Annotated in this window: 14 protein-coding genes and 1 other annotated feature; of the genes, 11 read left to right on the top strand and 3 right to left on the bottom strand. The window is 34.7% G+C overall.

What is annotated here, in order from left to right; all coding sequences use genetic code 11:
* Positions 1-214 precede the first annotated feature (214 nt).
* The 4 genes from ysxE to AB3U99_RS16595 all read left to right on the top strand — a co-directional run bounded on the left by ysxE (position 215) and on the right by AB3U99_RS16595 (position 7,729).
* Entirely contained in the window at positions 215-1,276 is a 1,062-nt protein-coding gene (gene ysxE, locus AB3U99_RS16610) for a spore coat protein YsxE (protein ID WP_400242660.1), read from the top strand.
* A gap of 163 nt (positions 1,277-1,439) precedes the next feature.
* Positions 1,440-1,668, top strand: a binding site (T-box leader).
* A gap of 64 nt (positions 1,669-1,732) precedes the next feature.
* Positions 1,733-4,378, top strand: coding sequence for a valine--tRNA ligase (locus tag AB3U99_RS16605; RefSeq protein WP_400242659.1), 2,646 nt, complete (start codon positions 1,733-1,735; stop codon positions 4,376-4,378).
* 149 nt (positions 4,379-4,527) lie between these two features.
* The gene (locus AB3U99_RS16600; protein WP_400242658.1) at positions 4,528-5,829 is read left to right on the top strand and encodes a bifunctional folylpolyglutamate synthase/dihydrofolate synthase; all 1,302 of its coding nucleotides are present in this window, start codon (positions 4,528-4,530) and stop codon (positions 5,827-5,829) included.
* Positions 5,830-6,013: 184 nt separating this feature from the next.
* Entirely contained in the window at positions 6,014-7,729 is a 1,716-nt protein-coding gene (locus AB3U99_RS16595; RefSeq protein ID WP_400242657.1) for a sensor domain-containing diguanylate cyclase, read from the top strand.
* 87 nt (positions 7,730-7,816) lie between these two features.
* Here AB3U99_RS16595 and AB3U99_RS16590 read toward each other — a convergent pair whose 3' ends face one another.
* The 3 genes from AB3U99_RS16590 to AB3U99_RS16580 are packed head-to-tail and all read right to left on the bottom strand — an operon-like array spanning position 7,817 to position 10,471.
* On the bottom strand, positions 7,817-9,508 hold the full coding sequence (locus AB3U99_RS16590; protein WP_400242656.1) for a hypothetical protein: 1,692 nt from the start codon (positions 9,506-9,508) through the stop codon (positions 7,817-7,819).
* A 17-nt stretch (positions 9,509-9,525) separates the two neighbouring features.
* Complete coding sequence (locus tag AB3U99_RS16585; RefSeq protein WP_400242655.1) at positions 9,526-9,987, bottom strand: PilW family protein; 462 nt, start codon at positions 9,985-9,987, stop codon at positions 9,526-9,528.
* 13 nt (positions 9,988-10,000) lie between these two features.
* Positions 10,001-10,471: a prepilin-type N-terminal cleavage/methylation domain-containing protein gene (locus tag AB3U99_RS16580; RefSeq protein WP_400242654.1), complete on the bottom strand. Its 471-nt coding sequence runs from the start codon at positions 10,469-10,471 to the stop codon at positions 10,001-10,003.
* Positions 10,472-10,675: 204 nt separating this feature from the next.
* On the opposite strand from AB3U99_RS16580, the gene AB3U99_RS16575 reads away from it, so the two are divergent.
* From AB3U99_RS16575 to AB3U99_RS16545, 7 genes are all read left to right on the top strand, one after another.
* Positions 10,676-11,449, top strand: a complete 774-nt coding sequence (locus AB3U99_RS16575; RefSeq protein ID WP_400242653.1) for a hypothetical protein — start codon at positions 10,676-10,678, stop codon at positions 11,447-11,449.
* An 84-nt stretch (positions 11,450-11,533) separates the two neighbouring features.
* Positions 11,534-12,862 carry a VanW family protein gene (locus AB3U99_RS16570; protein WP_400242652.1) on the top strand — a complete coding sequence of 443 codons (1,329 nt, stop codon included), beginning with the start codon at positions 11,534-11,536 and terminating at the stop codon, positions 12,860-12,862.
* Positions 12,863-12,931: 69 nt separating this feature from the next.
* Positions 12,932-14,587: a GspE/PulE family protein gene (locus AB3U99_RS16565; RefSeq protein ID WP_400242651.1), complete on the top strand. Its 1,656-nt coding sequence runs from the start codon at positions 12,932-12,934 to the stop codon at positions 14,585-14,587.
* An 11-nt stretch (positions 14,588-14,598) separates the two neighbouring features.
* Complete coding sequence (locus AB3U99_RS16560; protein ID WP_400242650.1) at positions 14,599-15,651, top strand: type IV pilus twitching motility protein PilT; 1,053 nt, start codon at positions 14,599-14,601, stop codon at positions 15,649-15,651.
* Positions 15,638-16,849: a type II secretion system F family protein gene (locus tag AB3U99_RS16555; RefSeq protein WP_400242649.1), complete on the top strand. Its 1,212-nt coding sequence runs from the start codon at positions 15,638-15,640 to the stop codon at positions 16,847-16,849. Before AB3U99_RS16560 ends, AB3U99_RS16555 begins: the two co-directional genes overlap by 14 nt.
* 103 nt (positions 16,850-16,952) lie before the next feature.
* A complete protein-coding gene (locus AB3U99_RS16550; protein ID WP_400242648.1) occupies positions 16,953-17,435 on the top strand; it encodes a competence type IV pilus major pilin ComGC in 483 nt (160 codons plus the stop codon).
* 16 nt (positions 17,436-17,451) lie between these two features.
* Entirely contained in the window at positions 17,452-18,198 is a 747-nt protein-coding gene (locus tag AB3U99_RS16545) for a prepilin peptidase (protein WP_400242647.1), read from the top strand.
* Positions 18,199-18,205: the final 7 nt, after the last annotated feature.

The raw sequence follows: 18,205 nt of genomic DNA, 5'->3' as shown, positions 1-18,205 counted from the left end.
GAGATTTTCCTGCTTGACTGTTTTCTTTTTGCTTTTTTCAATCGTTTTTGGAGGGGGAAAACCGATTAAAGGGTTAAAGAGCAAATAGATTATTTTAAGAGCTTGGTAGCATTCTATCTTGACACTTTGGCAAATGCCCGATTTGTATAGCTAACCATCTATAGAAAATAGGAAAAGGATGGGAGTTTCACTTGATAAGAAAGTGTGGGCGGATATGAATGAAAAAAATATATTAAATAAATATTCACCTATCTTAAAATCATACGCAGTAGAACCAAATTTTGTTGAAGAATTTGGAAAAGTTGCCAAAATATATAGCAATAAAGGTATTTTTGCGTTAAAACGAATTGATCCTCATAATGGGGCTGATTTCACACGTCATATAAGAATGCTTTATCAAAAAGGGTATAATCGAATTGTGCCAATATATCCAGCGGTGGATGGAAGATATGCGATTCTTTATGACAATCAATTGTATTATTTAATGCCTTGGCTACCAAATGAAGAAAGAGAAACATATTTCAAAAAACATCAACAAATGTTTCGAGAGCTAGCAAGGCTCCATATTTTAAGTTCTAAAGAAGTAAAAATTGAAAAGGAAGATCGACAAGAGCATTTTGAGAATACACAATTAGAAATGGAGAAAGAACAAGAGTTTCTAGCTGGTTTTATTGAGCAATGTGAAAATAAAGAATATATGGCTCCGTTTGAGTTAATGTTTTGTATGTATTATCATGACATACGGCAGGCTTTGATTTATTCAGAAACTAAATTGAAGGAATGGTATGAGGAAACGAAAGAGGATGAAAAGGCAAGAGTCGCCATTATCCACGGGAAAATTTCACCAGAACATTTTCTTTATGATGATAGAGGGTATGGCTACTTTACTAATTTTGAGAATGCTAGATATGGATCGGCAAGCCATGATCTACTTCCGTTTCTGTCCCGTTCATTAAGGACAGCACCAAAGCAAAATGAGGACTGTATAGAGTGGCTTTATACGTATTTTAATCATAATCCTTTAAAATATGAGGAAATGCTTTTGTTTTTAAGTTATTTGGCTCATCCAGGACCAGTGCTTCGTATTTGTGAGAAATATATGAAAGCAGATAAGAAAGTCATCAATGAGCGCAAATATACACAAAAGCTACTTAAACAATATTGGCTTTTAAAAAATACGGAATATGTCGTGATGCGAGTGGATGAAATAGAAAGACAAAAGAAAGCGCAGCAAGAAGCGGCAGAACAAGCGGAACAAGCAGAGACTCAGGATTAAAATCTTGAGTCTATTATTGTATCCTAAATTTGTAACGATTGTTTTTCCATGCACATATATTAAAGATAAACAAAAAATAGATAGGAATAAAATGAAAAAAAATCGGCAATCCTTATTGACGAGAATAAGTTTTTTTCGGTAGTATAGCATATATAAATAAATTATTAAGGCAATGACAGGGAGTAGTACAATGTACGTTGTTTAAAGAGAGGAAATCATTTGCTGCGAGATTTCTATTCAACCCATTGGAAGGTAGCCCTCGAGCTTCTTTTGCGAACGGTTTGCTTATTAGTAAAAGACGGACAGTATCCGATATCATCTTTTAAAGAGCCAATACATTTCTTGTGTTGGAAAAAAGGTGGTACCGCGAACAAACTCCATTCGTCCTTTTAAGACGAGTGGAGTTTTTTTATTTGCTTTAAAAAGTACAAAGGACAGGATTAGGAGGAAATTAGGATGGAAATGAAAGAAATCTCCATGCCGACAAAGTATGATCCAGCAAGTATTGAAAAGGGTCGCTATGATTGGTGGTTAGAAGGTAAGTTTTTTGAGGCTAAGCCAGATGAAGAAAAACAGCCATATACAATTGTAATCCCACCACCCAATGTAACAGGTAAATTGCATTTAGGGCATGCATGGGATACAACATTACAAGATATTTTAACAAGAATGAAAAGAATGCAAGGCTACGATGTTCTTTGGCTTCCTGGAATGGACCATGCTGGTATCGCAACGCAAGCAAAGGTTGAACAAAAGCTTCGTGCCCAAAAGATTAGCAGATACGATCTTGGTCGTGAAAAGTTTGTAGAAGAAACATGGAAATGGAAAGAGGAATATGCGAGTCATATCCGTGCTCAATGGTCTAAATTAGGATTGGGCTTAGATTATTCTAGAGAAAGATTTACGTTGGATGAAGGTCTTTCTAAAGCAGTTCGTGAAGTTTTCGTATCTTTATACAATAAAGGACTTATCTACCGCGGCGAATATATTATTAACTGGGATCCAGCTACAAAAACAGCTCTTTCTGATATTGAGGTAATTTACAAGGATGTACAAGGTGCATTCTATCATATGAAATATCCTTTAGCAGATGGATCTGGCTATATTGAAGTAGCAACAACTCGTCCAGAAACAATGCTTGGGGATTCAGGTGTTGCTGTTCATCCGAAAGATGAAAGATACCAGCATTTAATTGGAAAAAAAGTAATTCTGCCGATCGTAGGAAGAGAGATTCCAATTGTTGCGGATGATTATGTGGAAATGGACTTTGGTTCAGGTGCTGTAAAAATGACTCCTGCCCATGATCCGAATGATTTTGAAGTTGGAAACCGTCATAATTTAGAAAGAATTCTTGTAATGAATGAAGACGGCACGATGAATGAGCGTGCTGGTAAGTATGAAGGAATGGATCGTTTCGAATGCCGTAAACAAATCGTAAAAGATTTACAGGAAATCGGCGTTCTATTCAAAATTGAAGAGCATATGCATTCCGTTGGACACTCAGAGCGAAGCGGTGCAGTAGTAGAACCATATTTATCTACCCAATGGTTTGTTAAAATGCAACCACTGGCTGATGAAGCAATTGGGTTACAAGGTAAAGAGGAAGAAAAAGTAAACTTTGTACCAAATCGATTTGAAAATACGTATATGCGTTGGATGGAAAATATCCGTGATTGGTGTATTTCTCGTCAGCTTTGGTGGGGCCATCGTATTCCTGCTTGGTATCATAAAGAAACAGGTGAAGTTTATGTAAACCATGAAGCGCCAGCAGATATTGAAAATTGGACGCAGGATACAGATGTATTAGATACGTGGTTCAGTTCAGCGTTATGGCCATTCTCTACATTAAATTGGCCAAATACAGAGGCAGAGGACTATAAGCGTTATTATCCTACTGCTGCATTAGTAACTGGATATGACATTATTTTCTTCTGGGTATCTCGTATGATTTTTCAAGGGATAGAATTTACTGGAGAGAGACCATTTAAAGATGTATTGATCCATGGACTTGTTCGTGATGAGCAAGGACGCAAGATGAGTAAATCTTTAGGAAATGGTGTAGATCCAATGGATGTTATTGCTAAGTACGGTGCAGACTCCTTACGCTATTTCTTATCAACAGGAAGCTCACCAGGTCAAGATTTGCGCTTCAGCATTGAAAAGGTTGAATCAACTTGGAACTTTGCAAATAAAATTTGGAATGCTTCACGCTTTGCATTAATGAATATGGATGGTTTAGCTTATGATGAAATTGATTTATCAGGCGAAAAATCAGTTGCAGATAAGTGGATCTTAACGAGATTAAATGAAACAATTGAAACAGTAACACGTCTATCTGATCGCTATGAGTTTGGAGAAGTTGGAAGAGTTCTTTATAACTTTATCTGGGATGATTTCTGTGACTGGTATATTGAGATGGCGAAGCTTCCATTATATGGTGAAGATGAAGCGGCTAAATTGACAACTCGCTCGATTTTAGCGTATGTTCTTGATAATACAATGCGCTTATTACATCCATTTATGCCATTCATCACAGAAGAAATCTGGCAAAACCTTCCACATGCTGGCGAATCGATTACCATTGCGAATTGGCCAGAGGTAAATCCTGCGTTTACAGACGAGAAGGCTGCTAATGATATGAAATTGCTTGTGGAGATTATCCGTTCTGTTCGTAATAGCCGTGCGGAAGTTAATACACCGATGAGTAAGAAAATCAGCATTTTATTAAAAGCGAAGGATGAAGTGGTTAAAGCAACGCTTCTTGAAAATAAATCTTTTATTGAGCGCTTCTGCAATCCAGAAACTTTAAGCGTTGGTACAGATATTGTAGTACCAAATAAGGCGATGACGGCTGTAGTAACTGGAGTGGAAATCATTCTTCCTTTAGAAGGATTAATTAATATGGAAGAAGAAATAGCTCGATTAAATAAAGAGTTGGAAAAATGGAATAAAGAAGTAGAACGTGTTCAAAAGAAATTAGGTAATGAGGGCTTTGTAAAAAAAGCGCCAGAAAAAGTAATTAACGAGGAAAAAGCAAAAGAAAAAGATTATCTAGAAAAACGTGTTGCGGTTGAAGCGCGTATTAATGAATTAAAAGGTTAATTTCATAGTAGAACGAAGGGTGTCTCCACTATCCAAACCTTTGAGGCACCCTTCTTCTATTGATGGAAGCTTTACTTTTAAAATGATACTAGATAAAGTTAATTATAGATGTACAATAACAATCATTATTCATAAAAGAGGGTGTAGCAATGTTTCATAGTTATGAAGAAGCACTAAATTGGATTCATTCTCGCTTACGTTTTGGTATAAAACCTGGGTTAACAAGAATGGAAATGATGATGGAGAAGCTAAATCATCCAGAAAAACAAATAAAAACGGTTCATATCGGTGGCACAAATGGAAAGGGGTCTACCGTTACTTACTTAAGAAACATTCTTCAACAAGCAGGATTAACGGTTGGAACTTTTACATCTCCTTACATAGAACAATTTAATGAGAGAATCAGCGTGAATGGAAAACCAATAAGCGATGAACACATACTCACATTAGCAAATAAATTGCATCCGATTGTAGAAGAAATGGACAAAATGGAGATTGGCGGTCCAACAGAATTCGAAATTATTACAGCAATGTCTTTCTACTATTTTGCTTTTATGCATAAAATGGATATCGTTATATATGAGGTGGGATTAGGAGGTCGATTTGATTCAACCAATATCATCTCCCCGCTACTTTCCATCATTACAAGTATCGGCTTAGACCATACAGCAATATTGGGCGACACTTATGAACAAATTGCATTTGAGAAAGCTGGAATTATAAAAAAGGAAACCCCTATTATTGCGGCTGTTAAACAAAAAGAGGCGCAAGCTGTCATTGTGAAACAGGCTAATAAGATGGAAGCACCAATTTACTTATTGGATAAAGATTTTACGATAGCTGGCTATCATTCGAAGTCTACAACGGAATCTTTTAACTTAATGTCTCCATTATTTAAATGGGAGGATTTGCAAATAACAATGTTTGGGAAGCATCAAATAGAAAATGCATCATTAGCAGTAATCGGTGCCGAGCTTTTACGTGACCAATTTGTTTCTATTAATGATGAAAGTATTAGAAAGGGCTTATTACTGTCTCAATGGCCAGGAAGATTTGAGATTATTTCAGAAGAACCCCTAGTTGTATTAGATGGTGCACATAATGAAGAAGGAATAGAGGCATTAGTGGATGTATTAGTAAATCGCTATAAAGGGAAGAAGAAAAAAATTATTTTTGCAGCACTCTCTGATAAAAAAACAGATAAAATGATCACTAAACTTGATCAAGTTGCTTCAACGATTACCTTTGTAACATTTGACTTTCCAAGAGCTGCAGATTGCCGCACATTATATAAAGAAAGTAACCATCCATTCAAGTACCAAAACACTGACTGGCAAAAAGCAATTCTTGAACATATGGAAAACATTGAAAAGGATGAGATGCTCCTTATAACTGGGTCCTTGTATTTTATTTCAGAAGTTAAGACATTTTGGAAAAATTTCAAGAAATAACTATATCAAAAAAAATATCTAGATTATTAGGAAAGAAAAGGGTAGTATATATTTATCAGGTTTGAAATGTGGGAATTTTAAGAATATGGTAAAATATTCTCTTTTTAACGATACATTATAACAAAATGAATAGCTATTATACTTGCAATACGAATATATTGGTTCAAAAGAAGGGGGGAAGAGAATGGTAAAACCAAGCTATAAAAAAATAATATGGGCAGTTTGGATATTCCTTCTCCCTTTTGGTCTATGGTTCTCTCATAATATCTATCCTCCGCAAATTCGGGGGAATGAATGGGAGATTCTTGCATTTCTAATATTTATGACAGTTGTTGCGAGTATGCCAATGATCATAAATGGTACGCCGGTATTTTTCTTACAGTGGGCGACATTATCTGTTTTTCTAATATTCGGATTATTTTTTGAGATTATCCTCGTTCAAATTGCGTTATTAGCAGTATTATATCAAGCAAAGTTAGATAAAAAGACACTTTTTCGCTTGCCTATGAATTCAATCATGTTTTTCCTTGTCTCCTTTTTTAGTGGAATTATCTACTATGGTCTTGGAGGGAAAAATGGATTCGATTTAGCCTTCGATCTCAAATCATTTGTTTTGATAAGTATCTATCTTGTTTCCTATCTGTTACTTAATACTTTGGGTATCTTTTTAATTGGTCGTTTTATCTATAAAAGAAAACAACGTTTCCTTACAAAGGATTTGATTTGGGAAATATTCACAACGGTTATTACTTATCCAGTCGGTATTGCGTTATATATTATGTATCAATATGTCGGTCTTGCTGCTTTAATCCTAATAGGTGTGCCTTTTATAAGCTTATCGCTTATATTAAAGCTGTATCATTCAAGTCAAACAGCCAATGATTATTTAAGAAAAACGGCGCAAATTGGTCACCAACTTTCTCAAAATTTGTATGTGAATGAGACGATAGATTTTTTTAATGAAAAGCTATATGAATTATTTAAAGTTGATTTTGTATTTATTCATCAAGTGAATTCAAAAAATCAATTAGAAATGATCTCACGCGTAGAGCAACAGGAAAAGCTACCAGTTTTTTCTGATATTATGTATGAAAATGAGGGGATAAGCGGTAGAGTGTTAGCCTCCAAAAAATTAAGTGTATTTCATTCCAAGCAAGATTGGCAGAATGTAAATAAGGGCTATATGCCTGAAGGTATTCAAAGTGTATTATGTATGCCTCTTATTAAAAATAAAAAAGTGATTGGTGTATTATTACTAGGAAGTAAACAAAAGAAGGCATTTGCCAACATAAAATTAATGGTATTAGATCTTTTATGCACCCAATTTGCAATTGCGTTAGAAAATGCAAAGTACTTTGAGCAAACGAAGGAACATAGTGAGAGATGTGCATTAACGAAGCTTTATAATTACCGTTATTTTGAAAAAATATTAAGTGACCAGTTCAAAGAGCTTAATGAAAAGAAATTGGACAACCTCGCACTAATCATGTTAGATATTGACCATTTTAAATCGGTAAATGATCAATATGGTCATCAGGCTGGAAATGAGATTTTAAAAGCTTTTGCAAAAAGAATTCAAAGTCTTATTGGTGTCCACGGAGTTGTTGCTAGATACGGAGGAGAAGAATTTGTGATTCTTCTGACCAATATTGCGAAGAAAGAAGCGCTCGATTTGGCTGAGTTTATCCGCAAGATGATTGCATCTAGACCTTTTGTTATTCAACAAAATATAGACGATCCTCAAAAAATAAAAAAAGTAAATATCACAGCTTCTTTAGGATTAGCTTATGCTCCTGAAGATGCCGATGAATCGTTGGCATTGATTCGGCATGCTGATAGAGCGTTATATGTAGGGGCGAAAAGAGCCGGGCGAAATCGTGTTGGCAGTTATGTGAAATGATAAAAAAGGAAGAATGGACGATCAAATTAAATCCATTCTTCCTTTTCTGTGTGTTTTATGCTTTTAAAACAATAGAGACTACCACAATTAATAATTATAATCTACATTAATTTTACTATCTTCAACTCGTAAATCATTGACGATGGATGGCATGTAAACTGTTTCTGGAGTATTAGTTCCTCCATTATTGCCATCTCCATCGGTAAAGCCACTATTACAATTCGTCGCAAAATTATTAGGATTCGTGTCAATTTTACTTCTATTGTTGTTACTAGTATTAGCTGAGATTGCTGAAGCATATACTTTGCCATTTCCGTTTAGATTAAAGTTTCCAGGTACACTTATAGTGCCTCTTACGCATATTTTGGAATCATTCCCCATGTTTATATTGTTAATTGTCCCATCACCGCCAATATAGATAGCTGTTTTTGATGGGTTATTTATAGCCGAAATGGTAGCATTCCCTAAAATACTAATTATACTATTATCTCCAGGATTATTAATATGATTGATAGTTGCTTTGCCTTTTATTGAAAGAACTGTATTACTAAAGGAACTATTGATATTATCGATCTCTGCAGTGCCCCCAATTGAAATAATGCTATCAGATGTATTATTCCAATTTTTGCTTTCTAAATCACCTTTTACTTCTAATTTGGTCTTTGTGAAGCTATTCCCATTCCTGAAGATAACTTTCCCACCGACATATATAGAGGAGTCAATTGTACTGATGTTTTCGAAAGTTCCGTCCCTTGCTACTTCAATAATTGAATTATTAACGGAACTGTTTAAATTATTAAATTTTGCCTCTCCTCCTACATGAATATTAATCGCGGAAATCCCATTTATATTTCCAGTGATATGGAAATCGTTAGTTGTGTAAATTGTTGAATTCGAAAACTGATTAATATTGGAGGACATTGTTAAAATACCATTAGTTTTTATAATTGCTCCATTTGTAATCGTTGTATTGTTTGTAATCGTTGTATTTTTGTTATATTGGCACTTGCTTGAAAATCGATCTGGAAATTTATCCTCACTCACGCAAGCCGCCAATGTCCCAGGATCCGGAATATCATTTCCAGTCAACCCTGTCTTTGCAATCGATTGGTCTTCTGATGAGCCATTATTCCCGCCATCGTTACTGTCTCCTGTTCCACTACTAGCATCTACCTCTAAAACAATGGGATTAAGTTTTATCGGAATCGTAATGACCGACGATAACGTGATTTCTTTATCCCCATTAATCCCTTTGCTATCAAATGTATAGGTGATCCCATCCTGATTACTAGATTGCTTTACGTTTGAAATAATAAAAGAGCTTCCCGCTGTAGTATCAACGGGAACAGTCACGTTTTGAAAAAAGGTATGATTTATAGATTCTAGTTCACTTTTAATTTTTTCCATATATTGATTGGAAGCAATTGCAGATAATTTACTAAAATAAGCAGCTTTATTAATTTCTGCTTCTGTAGATTCCTTATTATTAGCTGTAATTTTTCCGAATGTATTACTTATTTGTTTCGTAATTGTTTGATTGATACTATCCTTAAAAGAACTATTTGCTTTTACCTCGGTGCTTTTATTGTATAAGGCTGTTTTATAATAGGTGATTCCCATCTCGGCAATGGAAACGGCTTGTGCATTATCTTCTGTTATCGTGATCTGTTTAGAATTGGTTATCGATACACCAACAATTGAAATATAAAGAATACTAAAAACAGATATAAGCGCGAGAATAAGTACAAGTGTATTTCCTTTTTCATTTAAATAACGCAATGACAATTCCCTCCATTCTATTTTAATCTTGATAAGGTTGTAGTTGTTTGATAGGTTTGTTTTTCCTTATCATTGCTCGTAATTTTAATTGTTAGGATGACATCTTCTGTTAGTGGATTAACTGTAAACAAATTAGGAATATAGATTTTATTGGTTCTATTTCCTGAACTTTTCATCAGTTCATATCGGAATTTCTTATTCTGAAACGTAATTTTTTGCTTCCCATCTACCGTAATAAACGTCGCATTTGGATTTTGATCAAATGTAATAGAATAGGAATCGGAGGTTTGATGAATTTTTGTCATGCTTGAAACCATATAGTTCGCTTCTTGCTGTAATAATGTTTTATCGTTGACTACTTTCGAGAAGTGAATTCCTTGAAAAAAGAACTGATAGATAAGGACTAGCACAATCGAACCGAGTGCGATAGAAACTAGCAATTCAATTAAAGTAAGTCCTCTTTCGTTACGAATCATCATCTTTTTTCTCCCTTTATTTTTTCGTAATATATCCGTATATATTGCTGTTTAATTTATCTTGTTCATCGACAACATCGATCCGTATTTTATAAAGCGTATTTGCTCCCTTTAGTATTTCCTCACGATAATATAGATAAAGATGAATAAAATAGTTATTTTCTTTAAAGATTAATTCTATAGCATCTGAATTTCTATTTATATTTGTTAATAAAGGTAAATTGCCTGCATTAACCGAAGTAGATGGATTTTCTGTAAGATTAATCAATTGTTTATATAAAATACTCTCATTATTTTGTGCTTGAACTAACCAGTTTTTTGCTAGTGTAACGCTTGTTAATCTCTCATCAGTCTTCTGATTAAAGGAAGATACTTGTGGAAAGAAAGTGAGAAAGGATGTAATGAGAATACTTAATAAAACGATTGAAACTAAAATTTCTATTAGTGAAATACCTTTATCATTTTGTATGAAACGCTTAAAGGGCATGCTTTTGCCTCCACTCCTAGATGGAAATTTTAAATAGAAGGAAAAGGGAAATAATCAGATAAAACTATTTGCCTATTCTTTAAAAATAATTGATTCTATTATACAATACATATGATAAGAAAAACGAAAAAATGTAGGACTAAATGCATTGGAAAATAGATAAAGTCTAGTTTGTTCTTACTATTTGGAATAGTGGTGATTAAAATGCAAGTATTATTAATTTCTATCGTTTGTTTACTAATTATTACATTAATTTTTGTTGTTTTTCCTTCTAGTATGACGATTAAGGGAAGGTTAGCGGTTGTTGCGGTTGCTTTTGTTCTTTCGAATATCGGTTTTGCTCTTCAATATTTATATGAGAGCTTTATGATTAGTTTAGGAAGTCTATTGCTTTTGGTTTTGATGCTGCCTTTATTTATGCAAAAAAGCTCCCGTTATTTCTTTAAAGAAGAAATGCATAGTGAATACATAACAACGTTTACTGCTAAAGACATGAATAAGCAAAACATAGAGTTAGAAGAAAATAACCAGCTAATTAATGATAAAAGTAAGCCTTCATTAAAGAATGAGGATAAAATAACTTCTAATTCTATTGTGGAAAAAGTAGAACAAGAAGAATTGAAACCTATTCAGGAAGAAGATTTTCCACTCATTAAAGAGGAGGCAGGCTCGAAAGTAATGAGTGTTCCAGAAGAAACGGAGAATGTAAATAGGCAAGAGAAGGTAAGTGATTGGGTCAATGCTACATTAGATACAGCCGAATCCCATCCAAAAGAGGATTATTGGAAAAATGATAATGTGATTGTCAGGGAAAACTCAATTGAAGCTTTTTTAGAAGAAATAAATGCTAATAAAGATAATGATAAAGAGGAAGATCATTTAGAGGATATAGAAGAAAAACCAAACAGACGTTATTTAGAAAGGTTAGAAAAAATTAGAATATTAGATAATAGTGATTTACCAAAAGATAATGATTAAAAAGGTAGATCCTAACTTTTATTTTTATAAGTGCAAACAAAAGGATTCTCTAAAGCCGTTTTTTTTAGAAAGGTAGAACACAGAATGGATAAAAAAACTTTCACATTATTTATTAGGCTTTTTATCGCAACATTTTTCCTTTTTGGAGGCACCAGCTTAGGTGTTTATGCCTTTCAGAAGGCAGGTAAAGAAGAGCTGTATCCCATTAACACAAGTGTTGCGGGGATAAACATTGGCGGATTAACAGAATTAGAAGCAAAAAACACGCTTGGAAAACATCTTTATGGTTGGAAAGCCAATGCTGTATATGAGTTTCAGTATAAAGAAAAAACGGTTCAGATAAATAATGATATATTTGCCTTTGATATAGAACAAACACTAAAGAATATAACCGAAAATAATAAAAATGCTTTTGTCGTGGAAGTAAAGGAAGAAATTTTACAAACTGAATTAGAAAAGTATAATTCGTTTTCCATGGAAGATATCGACATTGATCTATTAAAATCAGCATTATTGGAAGCTGCAACAATTCTTCAAGTAGATGAAAAATTAATAGTAGAAGATTATTTTGCTTCCTATGTTTCCGGAAAAGATGTATTAAATACTGTCGAAATGACAGTGCCTGGTAATATAGAAGAACTAGAATCAGTTATTCCAGCTATTAAAGAAATAACTATTTTACCAAAAACTACTTTTTCTTTATTAGGACTATTAGAGGATGTAAATCAGAAAAGCGTAAAGGATGAAACGGTAAGTGTACTGGCTACAGGTATTTATCAATTAGTTCTTCAAACGAATTTTGACATAAGGGAGCGTACAATAAGCAAGCAGCTTCCTGATTATGTAGATGTTGGCTATGAAGCGAAAGCAAGCTTACGTGAACAATTAGATTTACGCTTTACTAATCCAAATGAGCATGCTTATATAATTGCACTTAAGATAGAGGAGAATCAATTAATCCTTCAATTAAAGGGGCAGGAATTTCCGAACAATTATGAGATTGTTATGGAAAAGAAGGAAGAATATGCACCGAAAACAATCGTCCAATTTGATTCTTTGCTTGAGGGAGATCAGGTACAGGTTAAACAGGAAGGGGAAAAGGGTATCTCTGTTGTCGTCATAAAAGAAGTATTGGATAAAAAGGGAGATCAGGTAAAAAGAGAAACAGTAGCTACTGATTATTATCCCCCTATTTATAGAGTAGAAGTTCGAGGACTTCTAAATGACATAGAGCCAACAGATAACAAGGAAGATGGCCAAGAGGCGCCTATAGAGGAAGATTTAGATGACAATACAATAGATGAGGAATCACCATCTGAAGAAGAGAATGATATAAATGAAGAAAATGATCAGAAAAAGGAAGATGCTGATACAAATGATTCGATAGATGAAAGCCAAATTATTGAAAAATAGCCGAGTAACATAAGTTAATGGAAATGTCGTTTTTCATGCATAGTACCCAATAGGTAAAGGAAGATGATAATGAAGAATACGCGCAAACGACTAGGGGATTTATTAATAGAGGCTAATCTGATTACCCAAGAACAATTAGATGAAACATTGAGTAGGAAAAACCATAATCAAAAACTTGGAGATGCTTTGCTTAATGAAGGATTAATAACAGAGCAGCAATTAATCGAGGTTCTGGAGTTTCAGCTTGGAATCCCACATATTAGTTTATATCGTTATCCTTTTGAGCAAAATCTTTTTTCCCTCGTACCAAAGGAAACGGCCAAAAGAAATATTTTAATTCCTTTAAAAATAGAGGGCGATAAATTATTTGTTGCGATGGCGGATCCAATGGATTATTTTGCAATAGACGACCTTCGCCTAACGACTGGATTTCAAATTGAGCCGGCGATTGCAACACGTGATGATATTGTTCGGGCAATTAATAAATATTATGATGTGGATGATGAATTTAAAGAATTGCTTTTCCCTGTGGAACAGGAGGAAGAAGTTGATTTAAATGTTGTCCAAGATTCTCCGATTATTAGGCTAGTCAATCAGTTAATAACGAATGCTATTCATGCAAAAGCAAGTGATATTCATATTGATCCCCATGAAACAAAGGTAACGATTCGTTATCGGATAGATGGAGTTCTTCGCACAGAAAGAATTTTGCCAAAGCATATGCAAAGTGTTTTGATTGCACGTATAAAAATACTGGCCAATCTGGATATTACGGAATATCGTCTGCCTCAAGATGGTAGAATTAAGTTTAATCTGGAATTACATCCTGTAGACTTGCGCATTTCCTCCATACCAACTGTATATGGCGAAAAAATTGTAATGCGGATACTTGACTTAGGTAGTGCTTTGAATGATATTACAAAGCTTGGATTTCATCCCTACAATCTCCAATTATTTAATAAAATGCTGCAAAAGCCGAATGGGATTGTATTAATAACCGGTCCAACAGGATCAGGTAAATCATCTACTTTATATGCAGCATTAAATCAGTTGAATAATGAGGAAGTCAATATTTTAACAATCGAAGATCCAGTAGAATTCCAATTGGAAGGAATCAATCAAATTCAAGTGAATTTAAATACAGGCATGGACTTTGCAGTTGGTTTACGTTCTATTTTAAGACAGGATCCAAATATCATCATGGTGGGAGAAATACGCGATAAGGATACAGTGGAAGTGGCAATCCGTGCTTCCTTAACTGGTCATTTAGTGCTTAGTACCCTTCATACGAATGATTCGATTGGAACGATTACCCGCTTAATTGATATGGGAGTAGAGCCATTTTTGGTAGCATCCTCTTTAAATGGAATCGTTGCACAGAGGTTAGTTAGAAAGGTTTGTCGAGATTGTAAAAGAGAAGAAGAAGCAACAAAAAGAGAAAGAGAGATTTTTGCAAGACGAGGAATGTCTATTGAGCATATTATTCGTGGAAAAGGCTGTTCTTCCTGTAATATGACAGGTTATCGTGGACGAATAGCGATTCACGAGGTCCTAGTTATGAAAGAAGAGATTAGAAAATTAATCATGAACGGTGAATCTTTTCTAAAGGTAAGAGAGCAAGCAGAAAAGGATAAAACCGTGTTTTTAATTGATGATGGGTTATTAAAAGTAAAACAGGGAATTACAACAACGGAAGAAGTATTAAGAGTCGTTCTTCCTGAATAGAGGGGAATATCTTGAGAGAGAAATTAGATGGAATTTTGAAGGCAGCTTATGAAAATCGAGCTTCTGACGTTCATTTAACGGTCGGGATACCACCTGTTATCCGCGTGAATGGCGTTTTGAGAAGGATTGGCGAAAATAGCTTGGTGAAAGCTGAAACTGAAGGAATCGCAAAGGAAATTGCCCCGGAAACATTATGGGAAACTTTTTTAGAAAAAGGGGAATTAGATTTTTCCTATGAAATAAAGGGTCTTTCTCGCTTCCGAGTCAATATATTTAAACAGCGTGGACAAGTTTCACTCGCCTTGAGAATTGTTCCAACAGTTATTCCAACTATCGAACAGCTTGGTATGCCGGTTATTTTACGTAAAATAGCTGAAAAGCAACAAGGCCTTGTCCTTGTAACTGGTCCTACGGGAAGTGGAAAATCGACCACTTTAGCAGCAATGATTCGGTATTTAAATGAATCTTTCCATAAGCATATTATTACCCTTGAAGATCCAATCGAATATTATCATTCACACGGAAAGTCGATTATTGATCAACGAGAAGTAGGCTTTGATACAAATAATTTTGCAAACGGGCTGCGTGCTGCATTACGGCAGGATCCAGATGTAATCTTAGTAGGGGAAATGCGAGATTTAGAAACGATTCAAACAGCAATTACTGCAGCTGAAACGGGTCATCTCGTATTAGGAACATTACACACCTCAGGAGCACCAGCAACAATAAATAGAATTATTGATGTGTTCCCACCAGAACAACAGCAACAAATTAGAATTCAATTAGCTTCTGTCTTAGTTTCTGTTGTGTCTCAACGCCTTTTTCCAACAGCCAATAAAAGAGGAAGAGTCGTTGCTTTGGAAATTCTCCTAAACAATTCAGCAGTGGCTAACTTAATTCGTAATGAGAAGATTCATCAAATCATGAATATTATGCAAACATCCAAATCACAGGGGATGGTAACATTGGAAAATAGCATTAAAGAGCTTGTTCAATGGGGTCATATACATCAAGACTTAGCTGCGCAATATTTACAGGAGTTGTCAATTAATGGCTCGATTTAAGTATACAGGGAGAACGGTTCACGGAAAAAGAGAGGGAAATATTAATGCTCCATCAAAACGGGAAGCATTATTTTCACTAAGAGATCAAGGTATTCGAGTTACAGAAATAATCGAAGTCAAAGAATCATTCTTTACAAAGGATATTGTCATTGGCAATCCTGTGAAATTGCAGGATATGGTTATTTATTTACGACAGTTCGCAACGCTTTTGTCTGCAGGTATCTCTATTATCGATTCAACAAGAATACTTGCAGAGCAAACCTCCAGTAAGGCACTGCGAAAGGTTTTAAAAGCAGTGGAAGAGGATCTAAGAGAAGGGAATCCGCTATCTAATGCGGCAGAAAAGCATCGAAAAGTATTTTCGCCGATGTTCATCAATATGATTCGAGCTGGAGAAGCGAGTGGTAATATGGATGAAACGCTCGAACGATTAGCTATTCATTATGAAAGACAGCATTTTACAAAACAAAAAATTATTTCCGCTCTTGCTTATCCGGCAGCTGTAGGATTACTTTCTATATTAGTTGTCATCTTTTTATTAATTTATGTTGTACCAATTTTTGTTGGAATGTTTGCTAGTTTAGGTGGCGAATTGCCGTTTATTACCCAATTTGTGCTAAATGCAAGTGCGTTTGTACAATCCTTTTGGTGGTTAATTGCATTTGTGGTGATACTATTTACGATTGTGTTTATGCTACTTCGAAATAATGAAACGTCTAAATATTATTTGGATTATGCGGTATTAAGGATGCCGATTATTGGGAAGCTACTACAGAAGGCGGAACTAGCAAAAATGACACGTACACTAAGCTCTTTATTTTCTAGTTCTGTACCAATATTGCAGGCATTAACCATTGTAGAATCAGTAGTAGAAAATAAAGTAATTGCAGAAGTGGTGAACAAATCCCATACTGCTTTGGAAAATGGCCAGTCGTTGATTGAGCCAATGAGAAAGCACTGGGCCTTTCCTCCTCTTATTACCCAAATGATTGCGATTGGGGAGGAGACAGGGTCCTTAGACCTGATGCTCGGAAAAGTTGCTGACTTTTACGAAAAAGAAGTGGAAGTTAGCACAGATCGGCTAAAAGCAATTCTTGAGCCATTGTTAATTGTTCTATTAGCAGGACTTGTCGGGATTATTGTTTCCGCGCTGATGATACCAATGTTTGAAATCTTTAATCAAGTTGATAATTATTAAGAAGCATACTTAATTTTTCAATAAAATAATTCTTCCTTTTAAAAAGAGAATCTGCTAAAGTACTATTTAGAATAGTGAAAAAGAACTAGGGAGGCCGTAAAATATGAAAAAAATAAAAAATCATATAAAAAATCAAAAAGGCTTAACGTTAATTGAGCTACTTGCTGTTGTTGTTATTCTTGGAATCATTGCAGCAATCGCTGTACCAAGTGTAGGGAAAATTATCGACAACACAAAGAAAGATGCTCATGTGGCAAACGCACAGCAGATGATTAATTCTGCTAAATTGGCTGTATCGGCTGATACTGGGTTATTGCCGAGTTCGGGTTCAAAGTATATAACAATGGAGTATTTAGAAGAACAAGGATATTTAGATACAGTGAAAGATCCAGATGGTGGAAGCTACGAAAAAGGAACTACTACTAGCCCTACTTCTGGTGGGAACTTCTCTTATGTAATAATTACAAAAGGTGAAGAAGGTAAATATAGTTATAAGGCTAGATTATTTGGAAGTGAACGAAAAATTAATGAAACACCTGAAGCAGAATTATCTAGGGAAAAAGTAGTATCTAAAACTGCTGAATAAGGATAAATAGACTATAATGCTATTCCTAATCTTCCTATACGGGCTTCTATTCGGCTCCTTCTTTAACGTAGTCGGACTAAGAATCCCTGTAAATCAGTCGATTGTTTCTCCGCGGTCAGCTTGTCCAAAATGTGGACATACATTAAGTTGGTATGAATTAATACCTGTATTATCTTATATTTTTCAAAAGGGAAAATGCAGTCAATGTAAGGCTGCAATTTCCCTAATTTACCCGATTGTCGAATTGATAACCGGTCTTTTGTTTATTTTGGCACCATTTACATTAGGGTGGTCAAGTGAACTTGTAGTTGCATGGACGCTCATCTCATTGTTGATGATTATACTTGTGTCCGATCTTGCTTATATGATTATTCCAGATAAAGTATTGGTTATCTTTACTATAATCTTTATTATAGTAAAAATAATTATTCCTCAAAACACTTGGATCTTCTCCATTTCAGGAGCTGCAGTTGGCTTTTTCTTATTGTTATTCCTTGCAGTTATTAGTAAAGGCGGCATGGGTGGTGGAGACATCAAGCTATTTACTGTCATCGGCTTTGTATTGGGACCAAAATTAGTTTTATTGGCTTTTTTCTTAGCTTCCTTATTTGGTGCCGTAATTGGTATAATAGGAATGTTATTAAAGCATTTTAAGAAGAGGGAGCCAATTCCGTTTGGCCCATATATTGTTTTAGGCACACTTATCGCCTATTTTTATGGATCAGATTTAATAGATTTTTACTTTCAACTTCTTAACATATAAGGAGATG

The organism is Niallia tiangongensis (genome assembly GCF_044704065.1).
GTDB classification, from domain to species: Bacteria; Bacillota; Bacilli; order Bacillales; family Cytobacillaceae; genus Niallia; species Niallia tiangongensis.
The sequence above is the reverse complement of the archived record's forward strand: the minus strand, read 5'-3'. Positions and strand labels throughout refer to the sequence as shown.

Excerpts from the sequence above, each read along its gene's own strand:
- ysxE (WP_400242660.1), top strand. The coding sequence starts at position 215 with ATGAATGAAAAAAATATATTAAATAAATATTCACCTATCTTAAAATCA.
- AB3U99_RS16605 (WP_400242659.1), top strand. The coding sequence starts at position 1,733 with ATGGAAATGAAAGAAATCTCCATGCCGACAAAGTATGATCCAGCAAGT.
- AB3U99_RS16600 (WP_400242658.1), top strand. The coding sequence starts at position 4,528 with ATGTTTCATAGTTATGAAGAAGCACTAAATTGGATTCATTCTCGCTTA.
- AB3U99_RS16595 (WP_400242657.1), top strand. The coding sequence starts at position 6,014 with ATGGTAAAACCAAGCTATAAAAAAATAATATGGGCAGTTTGGATATTC.
- AB3U99_RS16585 (WP_400242655.1), bottom strand. The coding sequence starts at position 9,987 with ATGATGATTCGTAACGAAAGAGGACTTACTTTAATTGAATTGCTAGTT.
- AB3U99_RS16580 (WP_400242654.1), bottom strand. The coding sequence starts at position 10,471 with ATGCCCTTTAAGCGTTTCATACAAAATGATAAAGGTATTTCACTAATA.
- AB3U99_RS16575 (WP_400242653.1), top strand. The coding sequence starts at position 10,676 with ATGCAAGTATTATTAATTTCTATCGTTTGTTTACTAATTATTACATTA.
- AB3U99_RS16570 (WP_400242652.1), top strand. The coding sequence starts at position 11,534 with ATGGATAAAAAAACTTTCACATTATTTATTAGGCTTTTTATCGCAACA.
- AB3U99_RS16565 (WP_400242651.1), top strand. The coding sequence starts at position 12,932 with ATGAAGAATACGCGCAAACGACTAGGGGATTTATTAATAGAGGCTAAT.
- AB3U99_RS16555 (WP_400242649.1), top strand. The coding sequence starts at position 15,638 with ATGGCTCGATTTAAGTATACAGGGAGAACGGTTCACGGAAAAAGAGAG.
- AB3U99_RS16550 (WP_400242648.1), top strand. The coding sequence starts at position 16,953 with ATGAAAAAAATAAAAAATCATATAAAAAATCAAAAAGGCTTAACGTTA.
- AB3U99_RS16545 (WP_400242647.1), top strand. The coding sequence starts at position 17,452 with ATGCTATTCCTAATCTTCCTATACGGGCTTCTATTCGGCTCCTTCTTT.